The organism is Photobacterium halotolerans DSM 18316, assembly GCF_000425165.1.
GTDB lineage: Bacteria > Pseudomonadota > Gammaproteobacteria > Enterobacterales > Vibrionaceae > Photobacterium > Photobacterium halotolerans.
On record NZ_KE384320.1, the window covers coordinates 545,947 to 558,353 of the forward strand.

General features: G+C 55.1%; 13 protein-coding genes. 10 read left to right on the top strand and 3 right to left on the bottom strand.

All coding sequences use genetic code 11. The features are described from left to right. Positions 1–11 precede the first annotated feature (11 nt). The 5 genes from H511_RS0115585 to H511_RS0115605 all read left to right on the top strand — a co-directional run bounded on the left by H511_RS0115585 (position 12) and on the right by H511_RS0115605 (position 4,948). On the top strand, positions 12–1,421 hold the full coding sequence (locus H511_RS0115585) for an FAD-dependent oxidoreductase (protein ID WP_027253141.1): 1,410 nt from the start codon (positions 12–14) through the stop codon (positions 1,419–1,421). A gap of 210 nt (positions 1,422–1,631) precedes the next feature. Continuing rightward, the gene (gene mtnN / locus H511_RS0115590) at positions 1,632–2,333 is read left to right on the top strand and encodes a 5'-methylthioadenosine/S-adenosylhomocysteine nucleosidase (protein ID WP_027253142.1); all 702 of its coding nucleotides are present in this window, start codon (positions 1,632–1,634) and stop codon (positions 2,331–2,333) included. After that, positions 2,333–3,289: a cobalamin biosynthesis family protein gene (locus tag H511_RS0115595; RefSeq protein WP_027253143.1), complete on the top strand. Its 957-nt coding sequence runs from the start codon at positions 2,333–2,335 to the stop codon at positions 3,287–3,289. The genes mtnN and H511_RS0115595 overlap by 1 nt, the downstream gene beginning before the upstream one ends. Further along, positions 3,286–4,194, top strand: coding sequence for a vitamin B12 ABC transporter substrate-binding protein BtuF (btuF, locus tag H511_RS23610; RefSeq protein ID WP_248616608.1), 909 nt, complete (start codon positions 3,286–3,288; stop codon positions 4,192–4,194). The genes H511_RS0115595 and btuF overlap by 4 nt, the downstream gene beginning before the upstream one ends. Before the next feature lie 136 nt (positions 4,195–4,330). Then, entirely contained in the window at positions 4,331–4,948 is a 618-nt protein-coding gene (locus tag H511_RS0115605; RefSeq protein ID WP_027253144.1) for a TRIC cation channel family protein, read from the top strand. A gap of 2 nt (positions 4,949–4,950) precedes the next feature. Here H511_RS0115605 and H511_RS0115610 read toward each other — a convergent pair whose 3' ends face one another. Beyond that, complete coding sequence (locus H511_RS0115610; protein WP_036759734.1) at positions 4,951–5,547, bottom strand: DedA family protein; 597 nt, start codon at positions 5,545–5,547, stop codon at positions 4,951–4,953. Positions 5,548–5,710: 163 nt separating this feature from the next. Between H511_RS0115610 and H511_RS0115615 the strand changes: the two genes are divergently transcribed. Genes H511_RS0115615 through H511_RS23615 form a run of 3 tightly spaced genes read left to right on the top strand, consistent with a single transcriptional unit; the run spans position 5,711 to position 7,746 of the window. Continuing rightward, positions 5,711–6,127 (top strand): VOC family protein, encoded by a 417-nt coding sequence (locus H511_RS0115615; RefSeq protein ID WP_027253146.1) that lies wholly within the window; start codon positions 5,711–5,713, stop codon positions 6,125–6,127. 24 nt (positions 6,128–6,151) lie between these two features. After that, complete coding sequence (locus tag H511_RS0115620; RefSeq protein WP_027253147.1) at positions 6,152–7,141, top strand: questin oxidase family protein; 990 nt, start codon at positions 6,152–6,154, stop codon at positions 7,139–7,141. Positions 7,142–7,152: 11 nt separating this feature from the next. After that, the gene (locus tag H511_RS23615) at positions 7,153–7,746 is read left to right on the top strand and encodes a flavodoxin family protein (RefSeq protein ID WP_051288249.1); all 594 of its coding nucleotides are present in this window, start codon (positions 7,153–7,155) and stop codon (positions 7,744–7,746) included. A gap of 52 nt (positions 7,747–7,798) precedes the next feature. Here the strand turns inward: H511_RS23615 and tyrS are convergent, their stop codons facing one another. After that, entirely contained in the window at positions 7,799–8,986 is a 1,188-nt protein-coding gene (gene tyrS / locus H511_RS0115630; RefSeq protein ID WP_027253148.1) for a tyrosine--tRNA ligase, read from the bottom strand. A 138-nt stretch (positions 8,987–9,124) separates the two neighbouring features. Here tyrS and H511_RS0115635 point away from each other — a divergent pair, with 138 nt between their 5' ends. Then, positions 9,125–10,453: a peptidoglycan DD-metalloendopeptidase family protein gene (locus H511_RS0115635; RefSeq protein ID WP_027253149.1), complete on the top strand. Its 1,329-nt coding sequence runs from the start codon at positions 9,125–9,127 to the stop codon at positions 10,451–10,453. 80 nt (positions 10,454–10,533) lie between these two features. Here H511_RS0115635 and erpA read toward each other — a convergent pair whose 3' ends face one another. Further along, a complete protein-coding gene (gene erpA, locus H511_RS0115640) occupies positions 10,534–10,875 on the bottom strand; it encodes an iron-sulfur cluster insertion protein ErpA (protein WP_027253150.1) in 342 nt (113 codons plus the stop codon). 195 nt (positions 10,876–11,070) lie between these two features. On the opposite strand from erpA, the gene hemL reads away from it, so the two are divergent. Next, positions 11,071–12,366 (top strand): glutamate-1-semialdehyde 2,1-aminomutase, encoded by a 1,296-nt coding sequence (gene hemL, locus H511_RS0115645; protein ID WP_027253151.1) that lies wholly within the window; start codon positions 11,071–11,073, stop codon positions 12,364–12,366. The last annotated feature ends 41 nt before the right edge of the window (positions 12,367–12,407 follow it).

Below are 12,407 nucleotides of genomic sequence, written 5' to 3' on the forward strand. Positions count from 1 at the left end.
GAGGGAATCCAATGAGCCAGAACATTTACCAATTTATCGATGTTGAACGTGTCGATCCGCCGAAGAAGCCGATTGAAGTCCGTAAAATTGAGTTCGTCGAAATCTACGAACCTTTTACTCAGCAGCAGGCCAGCGCTCAGGCTGACCGCTGCCTGGACTGCGGCAACCCCTATTGTGAATGGAAGTGTCCGGTACACAACTACATCCCGCAATGGCTGAGCCTGGCCAATGAAGGCCGGATTCTCGAAGCGGCTGATCTCGCTCACCAGACCAACACCCTGCCGGAAGTCTGTGGCCGGGTGTGTCCTCAGGACCGGCTGTGTGAAGGCTCCTGTACGCTCAATGATGATTTCGGGGCAGTGACTATCGGTAATGTTGAGAAATACATCACCGACAAAGCCTTTGAAATGGGCTGGAAACCGGACATGTCCGGCGTTGAATGGACTGACAAGAAAGTCGCCATTATCGGTGCCGGCCCTGCCGGCCTGTCCTGCGCCGACATTCTGGTCCGTAACGGCGTTAAACCTGTGGTATTTGACCGTTACCCGGAAATTGGCGGCCTGCTGACCTTCGGTATCCCGTCGTTCAAACTGGAAAAAGAGGTGATGATCAACCGTCGCCGGATCTTTACCGAAATGGGGGTTGAGTTCCGCCTCAATACTGAAGTCGGTACGGATGTCCAGCTTCAGGATCTGATCGACGAGTATGACGCGGTTTTCCTCGGCGTCGGGACCTATAAGAACATGCGCGCCGGGCTGGAAAATGAAGATGCCGAAGGCGTCTACGATGCGCTGCCTTTCCTGATTTCCAACACTTACAAGGTGATGAATCTGGAAGACAATGCCCCTGAGTATATCGACATGGCAGGTAAACGTGTAGTGGTGCTGGGCGGCGGTGACACCGCGATGGACTGCGTCCGTACCTCTATCCGTCAGCAGGCCAGCGATGTTATCTGTGCCTATCGCCGTGATGAAGCCAACATGCCGGGTTCACGCCGTGAGGTGAAAAATGCCCGCGAGGAAGGGGTGAACTTCATGTTCAACCTTCAGCCTTTGGGTGTGGTCGTCAACGGCAACGGCCAGGTCACCGGGGTGAAAGTGGTGCAAACCGCGCTGGGCGAGCCCGATGAAGCCGGTCGCCGCCGTCCTGAACCTGTCGCGGGCAGCGAGCATGTGCTGGAAGCCGATGCAGTGATCATGGCCTTTGGTTTCCAGCCCCATGCCATGCCCTGGCTGGACACCTTTGATGTCGCACTGGATCAGTGGGGCCGCATTCAAACCAGCGGCGATCACGCCTTCCAGACCACCAACAGCAAAATCTTTGCCGGCGGTGACGCGGTACGCGGCTCGGATCTGGTGGTCACCGCCATCGATGAAGGCCGTCGCGCCGCCGATGGTATCCTGGACTTCCTCGGTGTGTGATCCCGGCCAGTCAGGTCTGTTACGCCAAACGGTCTGTTGATGAATAAAACCAGCAGGCCTGGCCAAGCGAGCGGCTCTCCCCCGCTCGCTTTTTTCTTTCAGCTCTCCTTTGCTTCTGTCGCCTTTTGTTTAGGCTTTCCCACGCTGTCTGGCATTGTTACAATCGCAACCAATCACAGTAAGGTTCACTTTAAGAAAGAGATAACATCAATGAAAATCGGCATTATTGGGGCAATGGAACAGGAAGTCGTGATCCTGAAAAACCAGCTCGACAACTGTACCACCCTGCAAAAAGGCGGCTGCACCTTTTATACCGGCACCCTCAATGGTGCAGAAGTAGTCTTACTTCAATCCGGTATCGGTAAAGTCGCGGCCGCCGTGGGAACTGCCATTTTACTGGAAATTTTCGAACCGGACCTGGTCGTCAATACAGGTTCAGCCGGTGGATTTGACAGCAGCCTGAATGTCGGTGATGTGGTTATCTCTACCGAAGTGCGCTATCACGATGCCGATGTCACCGCCTTTGGTTACCAGATGGGCCAGATGGCGCAGCAACCTGCCGCTTTCCTGTCGGACGATAAACTGATGCAGATCGCCGAGCAGGCGCTGACTCAGCTTGATGACACCACCCATGCGGTCCGCGGTTTGATTTGTACCGGTGATGCCTTCGTGTGCAGCGCTGAACAACAGCAACGCATCCGCACCCATTTCCCTCAGGTGGTCGCGGTTGAAATGGAAGCCGCGGCAATTGCCCAGGCCTGCCATCAGTTCAAGGTACCTTTTGTGGTGGTACGTGCTATCTCAGACGTGGCCGATAAAGAATCACCGATGAGTTTCGAAGAGTTCCTGCCGCTGGCGGCGAAAAGCTCTTCCGCCATGGTGGTTAAAATGGCGGAGCTGCTTAACCGCTGATGGACGATTTGCTTGTGCTCCTCAGTCAACATCCAACCCTGCTGGCGATGTGGGGAGCGCTGGCATTACACTGGCTGCTGCCCATTCCGGCCAGTATCCATCCTTTGCTGATCTGGCAACAGATTGCCATTCAGCTGGCGGCCCGGGTGAACAAAGCCACAGATACACCGCGCCAGCGGATATTATCCGGTGCCCTGGCCTGGTCACTGATGTGGATGACCATTCTGATCCTATTGATTGCCTTCTATCAGCTGGTGTGGATAGACAGCCTGTTTCATCTGGTGCTGCTGTGGATCGCGCTTGGCTGGCGTGACAGCCGCCGCTTCAGCCAGCATTTCATTCAGGCCTACAGCCGGGAAGATAAGGCCAGCTGCAAAGCACAGCTCTCTGTCGCCCTCAACCGAAACACTGACACTCTGTCACTGCTTGGCCTGGGCAAAGCCTGCGCCGAAACCCAGTTGCTCAGTTATGGCCGCCAGGTTGCTGCCGTGCTGTTCTGGTACGCGGTGGCAGGCGGTTTTGGTGCCATTCTGTACCGCCTGGCCGTCAGTCTGGCCCGTTGCTGGTCTCCCAGCCGCAAGCAATATCAGTATTTTGGCCTGCCTGCAGTACGTATTCTGGCCACACTGGATATTGTCCCCCTGCGTCTGCTCGCCGTGGCTATCAGCGTCGGCAAGAACAGCCGTGACGCTTTTCGCGGCTTGCGTGAACAAGGTGAAAACTGGCAATTGCCCGGACCGGGCTGGCTGCTCACCGCCACCGGCCATAAGCTGCAGCTGGCCCTAGGGGGCCCGGCTATCTACGATAGCAGCAAGCTGGAACGCCCGCGACTCGGTGGCCGCATCGCCCCTGCCGCCCTGCATTTATCGCAAATAGATCGTCTGCTGCAACAGCGGTTATGGGCCTGGGTGGCGCTGCAAAGTGTGTGTATGTTTCTGATGGGAAGTCTGTTGTGAATCTGTTCAGACCCTTGGTTATTACCCTGCTGATGCCTTTGACATTGGTTGTCACGACAGTAGATGGCAAAGCAGCACAGACTGAAGACGCGCAGACCAAAAAAGCCCAGGCCACTGACAGCAAACCTCAGCGTATTATCAGTCTTGCGCCGCACACCACTGAGCTGGCCTATGCCGCGGGACTGGGCAGCAAGCTTATCGCCGCCAGTGATTACAGCGACTACCCGCCGCAAGCTCTGGCGCTGGAGCGGGTCGCGAATTACCGGGGTATCAAGCTGGAACGCATTCTGGCCTTGAAGCCAGATCTGGTGCTGGCCTGGCAAGGCGGCAATCCGCCCAGAGAAATGGCAAAACTGGAACAGCTGGGCATCCGGATCTTTTACTCCCATCCTGCGACACTTGATGCGATTGCCGACAGCCTGGAAACGCTCGGCACTTTTGCCGATGATCCAACCACAGCCAATCAGGCTGCCTCGGATTTCCGTCAGACCATGGCGCAGCTGAATCAGCAATACGGGCATAAAAAGCCGGTACGCTATTTTTACCAGCTGGGCATCTCGCCGCTCATGAGCATGTCCGGCGATAACTGGCCCAGCCAGGTGTTTGCGCTCTGCGGCGGCGAAAATATCTTCGCCGACAGTCCAGTGGCGTACCCGCAGGTGTCGAAAGAGCAAGTGATAATCCGCCGCCCGGAAGCCATTTTCACCACCCACGGCAGTGCAGGCCCCGATGCCAACGCCTTCAATCTCTGGCTGCCCTGGCGCGAACAGTTATCTGCGGTTCGGGATCAGCATCTGTATCAGACTCAGGCGGACTGGCTCAACCGGCCTACCCCCAGAGCATTGCTGGCCGCCCAGGAAATTTGTAAGCAACTGGATGAAGTGCGCGAATCTCACCCGCAATAGGATGTGAATAAGCTCACAAAGACAAAGTTATCGGTTGTGCGCGTTACATTTCGCCGTACAATCTCAGCCGCTTTTTACCGCGACATCTTGATCAGGGTGGCGCGGTTTTTAATCACTGGTTGTGTGCAGGAATCCTATGCTGATTTACTCTCTTGATATGTTTGGCACCGCTGTTTTTGCCATCTCAGGTATTTTACTTGCCGGACGGTTAAGGATGGACCCCTTCGGTGTTGTGGTGCTGGCCTGTGTCACTGCCATCGGCGGCGGCACTATCCGCGATATGGCCCTGGGCGCGACACCTGTGTTCTGGATCACCGACACCAATTACCTGTGGGTGATTTTTGCAACCTGCCTGCTGGCGATGCTGGCGATCCAGAACCCGCGTAAAATGCCCTGGTATTTCCTGCCGGTGGCCGATGCCATTGGTCTGGCGGTCTTCGTCGCCATCGGTGTCGAAAAAGCGCTGCGTTTTGGCGCTTCCCCTATGGTGGCCGTGATCATGGGCGTGATCACCGGCTGTGGCGGCGGGGTGATCCGTGACGTACTGGCCCGTGAAGTCCCCATGGTATTAAGAACCGAAGTGTATGCCACCGCCTGTATTCTGGGCGGTATAGTCCACACAGTAGGGCTGCACTTTGGGCTGGAAACAGCAGCCGCCAGTCTGTGTGGTATTGCCACGACCCTGTCTATCCGGCTGGCGGCCATTCGCTGGCACCTGTCGCTGCCAACCTTCTCACTGCGAAGCAGTCAGTAAAATTAACTTGTCGGGCGGCGCTTGCGAAATAATTTCAGCAGCAACGCCAGCCCTGCAATCACCGCCAGTACCCACAAAGCATACTGATGACGCTGGAAAAACAATCCAGCCTGCCCGATCTCGTCATAAAAATAGGCCGGGCCATAACCGAACACCAGCAGCCAGATCCCCACCGCCAGAGTGTTGCCTGTCAGAAAAAGGGGCCAGGGCATCTGTGCCAGGCCGCAGCCTAAACAGATGACTTGTTTCATCCCTTCCAGAAAACGGCTCAGGATCAAGCCAATCACGCCATATTTATCAATAAAAGCATGCACTTTGATTAAAGATGCCGGCTTTGTCCATCCTCGCCGCTCAACAAACCGGGCCAGCATAGATCCCAGCACATAGCCTGCCGTGTTTCCCAGCCAGCTGGCCGCTCCTGCCACCAGCAAGACCGACGGCAAAGAAAGCGCACCGCTCGCGGCAAGATAACTGGCCACAATCAGCAGGGACTGGCCGGGAGCCGGTACCCCCAGTCCTTCAATGGCAATCGCCAGCGCCAGCACTATGTAACCGTATTGCTCGATCAGTGGCGACAATTCCTGCACCAGCTCCTGCATGAACTTCTCCTGAATGTGCTTACTTTGATGCTATACCCAAACACAGTCGGACGAAAGTTTCCGTCGATGTAAGTAAACAAAAAACTTTACTTAATTGGATTTCAAACTAATATGTAAACAAAATACCTTACTAACAAAAACACAACATCCGACAGGAGGTCATATGGTGCCCTACGTTGAACACGCCAATGTCACAGTCCGTGATCTGGACAACACGATCCGCTTTTTGCAAACCGCGATCCCGGAATTTACCGTTCGTCATCTGGGACAACAGCCCACGCATCGCTGGTGTCATATTGGCACAGACGACACGTATCTGGCCCTGCAGCAAGTGGTGGATCGCGATCAGATCGATCGCACGCCCTACCGGGATCTGGGGATCAACCATATCGGTCTGGTAGTTGATGATGTTGTGCAGGTCCGTGAGCGGCTGCTCAGCGCGGGATACCGGGAAAATGAGCTGGAAACCACTCACCCCTGGCGCCAGCGGATCTACTTTTATGACAGGGACGGTATTGAATGGGAATTCACCCAGTATCTGAGTGACGATCCATTACTGCGCAATGATTATTCCCTATAACCCCTCAGGACAGGAGATCTGACAATGCATGCGCCCATTCACGCCGAATGTCTGGCTTTGATTGACAAGGGATTGCAATTTGACCCCATCTACGGACCTGAGCTGTCGAATCATTTACCCATGGCATTGGTCGCTCTGGCACGTTGCGGTGCCAGCCCGCTACAACTGCAGCATTTTTATCAGGCATATACGCCGAATTTACGGCCGATCCGTCAGACGATCCCACCCCGGCACGCAACACCAGCACTGGCGGATCGCGACAGTTTTCCGGCCTTTCACCAGCAGTTTCGTCAGCAGATCGCTCTTCAGGACACAGATACGGTACTGCGCGAATGGCTCCCTGTCCTGCTGCCCGGCCTTGCTGCCAGCGCCTTTCACGGCTTGATTCGCCTCAGTTACGCGCTGGAAGCTGACAATCACGATGAAATTGCCCTTTCACTTGCCTACTGGGCCAGTGAATATCAGGCTTTAGGTGAACTGCACTTCACCGATCAGTATCAGGCTGAGACTCAACTCGAGCAGGCATGCGAGGCTTTCAGAGACTATGTGTTTCAGCCCGGCATCATTGTTGATCGCGTTAATGAAGTGGTTCATCACGCAGCCTATCCGTCCATCGCTGCTGTGCCTGATGATCTCACCGAATCGGATATTGCCCGCCTCACTATTCGCGCTTATCTGGCAAGCGGGGACTTTACCCTGCTGCACGGGGTCACCGGGTTTGATGCCTTGCTGCAGCTCATGCCTTTCCTGCCGGATCGCCGGCTGGCACTGGCCTGCTACTGGCAGGCGTATATCGCGGCTTTCTGCTCCGCGCGGGATCGTCCGTTCCCGGGCCAGTCGCAGCCAAGCGACATTGTGCCGGACTGGGTGGGCTGGTTCAGCAAAGTCGCCACCCTGTCGGACGATCACAGTATCAAACTGACCTACAGCTGCAGCCGCCTGTATCAGACTTTTCAGTTCAACGAATATCTGGCGGCCATTCAAATGCGCTTGGCCGCCCACCAAGAACAATGAAGGAACACCGAATGAAAACAATTGCACTGGTTTACTATTCCGGCTCTGGCGCAACCCATCTCATGGCCGAGGCGATCGCGCAGGGTGCCAAAACCCAGCCCGGCATTCAGGTGATGCGCTACCGCATTACCGGTGAAGATATTCAGAACGGCCGCTTCAGCGATCCGGATCTGTTTGCCAGCCTGCAGCAGGCCGATGCCATTTTCTTCGGCAGCCCGACCTATATGGGCGGCCCCGCCGCTCAGTTCAAAGCATTTGCCGATGCCAGCAGCGACAGCTGGAGCGGGCAAGGCTGGCGCAACAAGCTGGCCGCCGGGTTTACCGTCGGCGGCAGTCTGGGCGGCGAGCAGGACAGTACCCTGAACTACCTCTTCGTGCTGGCGATGCAGCATGGCATGTTGTGGGTCGGTATGGATATGCCCAATGGCTATGACGACAAAAGCATCAATCCGATGGGCCGCCAGTTGGGTGCCAGTGGTCACACCCCGACCGGGCAGCTCAGTGACGCCGACCTGAAAACCGCGGCCCATCTGGGCCAGCGGGTGGCGGCACTCCTGCACCCCCAGCCGGTAGTGACCGGCGCGCCTGTGCCGTCTCTGGCCTGAAGAGACAAAAAAGGCGCCGTAATGGCGCCTTCTCTCATGCTATGACACGCTGTTATTTCAGGGTAATACGGGCAAACTTGCGCTTACCGACCTGATACACAGCCGTACCTGCACTTAGCTCAAGCTTGCTATCGTCCACTTTTTCACCGTTGATTTTCACCGCGCCCTGGCGGATCATCCGCAGTGCGTCAGAGGTTGAATTGACCAGATCGGCATCTTTCAGCAGGTTGGCGATTGCCACACCGGCTGCAAATTCGAACTCAGGCATTTCATCCGGCATCGCCCCTTTCTGGAAACGGTTGATGAAATCCTGCTCGGCGGCATCAGCGTCCGCTTCAGAGTGGAAGCGGGCAATGATCTCCTTCGCCAGCAGAATTTTCACATCGCGCGGATTACGGCCATCGGCAATTTCCTGCTTGAGCTGCTCAATCTCTTCCAGCGGACGGAAGGACAGCAGTTCATAGTAGTTCCACATCAGATCATCAGAAATCGACATGATCTTACCGAACATTTCGGTCGGGGCTTCAGCCACACCAATGTAGTTATGGGCCGATTTGGACATCTTCTTCACGCCGTCCAGACCCACCAGCAGTGGCATGGTCAGCACTACCTGCGGCTTCTGACCTTCCGCTTTTTGCAGCTCACGGCCCATCAGCAGGTTGAACTTCTGATCCGTTCCGCCCAGCTCAACATCGGTGTTCATTGCCACCGAGTCGTAGCCCTGCAGCAAGGGGTACATGAATTCATGAATGGCAATCGGACGGCCTTCGTTATAGCGCTTTTTGAAGTCGTCACGTTCCAGCATGCGGGCAACCGTCTGGCTGGCCGCCAGGCGGATCATGCCTTCAGCACCCAGCTCCGACAGCCAGGAGGAGTTGAACTCAATCTTCGTTTTGGCCGGGTCGAGGATCTTGAATACCTGCTCTTTATAGGTTTCGGCATTGCGCAGTACATCTTCGCGGGTCAGGGGAGGACGCGTGGTGTTCTTACCGGTAGGATCACCCACCATTCCGGTGAAATCGCCAATCAGGAAAGTGACCTCGTGGCCCAGCTCCTGGAAGGTACGCAGTTTATTGAGGATGACAGTGTGGCCCAGATGAATGTCCGGCGCTGTCGGATCCGCCCCCAGTTTAATTCGCAGAGGACGATTTTCCTTCAGTTTGGCAATCAACTCTTCTTCCGGGATCAGTTCGTCGACCCCGCGCTTAATTTCCGCTAACGCATGCTCAATGCTGGCCATTCCTGTTCACTCCCACAAAATTGGCATAAATATGATAAAGGGCAATATTACTTGAATAGCGATGTTTTTTGAAACCAGTTAGACTTAGCCTTGTCTTATTTTTCTCTTATGCGCAAAAAACATCAAAATAATTATCAAATGCTAATATCAAAATTTTCCCGTTTGCCAAGGATACATCAGATTCTCATCACCATTATCAGTGCGGTGACTGTACTGCTGATCCTGCTGCCGGGCGCAGAGGAGATGGAGAAGCCTGAGCAAAAGTTTGAAATCGGCAAACTCTATCCGCTCGACATCAAGGTCGACGGGCCTCAGTTGCAGGCAACCGGCGTCGCTCCACCCTTGTTACCGCCTCCGCTGACCTGGACAGAGCATGTGATCAAACCGGGTGAAAGCCTGGCGCTGGTATTTGATAAAGTCGGCCTCAGCCCAGCCACACTCTATCGCCTGATCAATGCCGATGAGGGTACCCAATCCCTGATCACATTGCGTCCCGGCGACAAGCTACGCTTCGGGCTTGATGACAACAAAGATCTGATTCAGCTCATTCAGCCGATCAATGCCACAGAAACCCTCTATATCACCCGCAAAGGCGACACCTTCCACTCCAGAACCGAAGTGAAGAAGGTCGATACTCAGCTCAATTTTGCCCAGGCAGTGATCACCTCCAGCTTCTGGAACGCCGCGGCGGATGCCGGTCTGACGCCGAACCAGATCATGGAAATTGCCGGTATTTTTGGCTGGGATATCGACTTTGCTCTGGATATCCGCGAAGGCGATACTTTTTCTGTTTTGTTTGAAGAACGCTATGTCGAAGGCGAACCCATAGGCCGCGGCAACATTCTTGCTGCCACCTTCTCCAACCTGGGTCAGACCTTCACTGCGGTCCGAAACAGCCAGGATGGCAAATATTACGATCCGGATGGCCGGGCGATGCAAAAAGCCTTCCTGCGCTCACCGGTGAACTTCCGCTACGTCAGCTCCAACTTTAACCCCCGCCGTCTGCACCCGGTGACCGGCCAGGTGAAAGCGCACCGCGGCACCGATTACGTGGCCCCGGTGGGAACACCTATCTGGTCGGCCGGTGACGGTGTGGTGATGAAATCGGCCTACAACCAGTTCAACGGTAATTACGTCTTTATCCGCCACAGTTCCACCTATGTCACCAAATACCTGCACCTGAGCAAACGCCTGGTGAAAACCGGCCAGCGGGTTAAACAGGGGCAAACGATAGGTAAACTGGGCAGCAGCGGCCGGGTTACGGGGGCGCACCTGCACTATGAATTTCTGGTCAACGGTGTACACAAGAACCCCAGAACTGTGTCTCTGCCTCAGTCAGACTCGCTGAAAGGTAAAGACAAAGCCGCCTTCAAGCAGCAGGCCAGTGAACGTTTGGCGCAGCTCACTCAGCTGCGCCAGTTGCTGGCCACCAATAGCAATGCCAGCTTAATGCCGTCCAGAAGCTGATGTTCAGCTAAAAATGGCACATAAAAAAGCCGTCACCCCGAGTGACGGCTTTTTTTTTTTGCATCGCATATAACGGCTCTTTACACGCTGAAGGAGGCACCGCAGCCACAAGTGGTGGTGGCATTCGGGTTGCTCACAAAGAAACGGGAACCTTCCAGTCCTTCGGTATAATCAACCGTACCGCCAATGAGATACTGCAGACTCATAGGGTCAACCACCAGGGTGACGCCGCTGTTCTCTATGGTGGTGTCGCCGTCATTCACTTTTTCGTCAAAGGTGAAACCATACTGGAAGCCACTGCAGCCACCACCTGTGATATACACACGCAATTTCAGCTCAGGGTTTTCCTCTTCCGCTATCAGCGCTTTCACCTTATTCGCTGCAACATCCGAAAAGTTCAGCGGGAAACTGGCATCGCTCATTAGCAACCTCTCAATTCATCTTCATGTTGGTCAACTGACCTTTACGACGATTATCTAATACCTGACTGCTGCGTTCAAGTATTGACCACAAACGCGTCGTATAAGTGGGCGGCTCAATAAAAATGCCCTCTCGCCATTGAATTCGCATTTACGTACAATAGCGCCCTTATCACCAAAGGATTACAGGAAATAACCATGAGCAAATCGGCTGAATTATTTGCCAAAGCACAACACACCATTCCTGGCGGGGTCAACTCTCCGGTCCGCGCATTTGCTGGCGTGGGCGGCGATCCGCTGTTTATTGAGCGTGCCGACGGTGCCTATATTTTTGATGCCGATGGCAGAGCTTACATCGACTATGTCGGCTCCTGGGGACCGATGATCCTTGGCCACAACCATGTTGCCATCCGTGATGCCGTGATCGATGCCGCCCGTCAGGGGCTGAGCTTCGGTGCACCGACCGAGATGGAAATCACCATGGCAGAGCTGGTGTCCAAACTGGTGCCGTCCATGGAAATGGTACGTATGGTCAGCTCTGGCACCGAAGCTACCATGAGCGCGATTCGTCTGGCCCGTGGTTTCACCGGCCGCGACAAAATCATCAAATTCGAAGGCTGTTACCATGGCCACGCTGACTGCCTGCTGGTCAAAGCCGGTTCCGGTGCCCTGACCTTAGGCCAGCCAAGCTCACCGGGTGTGCCGGCAGATTTTGCCAAACATACCCTGACCTGTACCTTCAACAGCCTGGAATCAGTGCGTGAAGCCTTTGCTGAACATCCGGAGCAAATTGCCTGCATCATAGTGGAACCTGTGGCTGGCAACATGAACTGTATTCCCCCTGTACCGGGCTTCCTGCAAGGGCTGCGTGAGATCTGTGACGAATTCGGTGCCCTGCTGATCCTGGACGAAGTGATGACAGGTTTCCGTGTGGCTCACGGCGGTGCTCAGGCTTACTACGACGTCAAACCGGATCTGACGACTCTGGGCAAAATCATTGGCGGCGGTATGCCTGTCGGCGCATTCGGCGGCCGCCGCGAGGTCATGCAGTATATTGCACCGACCGGCCCTGTGTATCAGGCCGGTACGCTGTCGGGTAACCCGGTTGCCATGGCTGCCGGTTATGCCTGCCTGACGGTACTGACTCAGGAAGGCAATGAGAGACGTCTGGCGCAAACCACCCAGCGCCTGGCCGAAGGTTTTCAGGCGCTGGCCGACAAATACGGCATCCCGCTGGTGACTAATCAGGTCGGTGCTATGTTCGGTTTCTTCTTTACCGATCAGCAAAATGTGCACAGCTACCAGGATGTTGCCCGCTGTGATGTAGAGCGATTCAAGCGTTTCTTCAATCTGATGCTGCAAAAGGGCGTGTACCTGGCACCTTCGGCATTCGAAGCCTGCTTTACCTCGCTGGCACACGGCGAGAAAGAAATCGACGCCACGCTGGAAGCGGCAGAATACGCTTTTGCAACCCTGGCACAAGAAGCCCAGTAAGGCGCGCATCTTAATCTGATTTTGCAAGGGCAGGAGACATC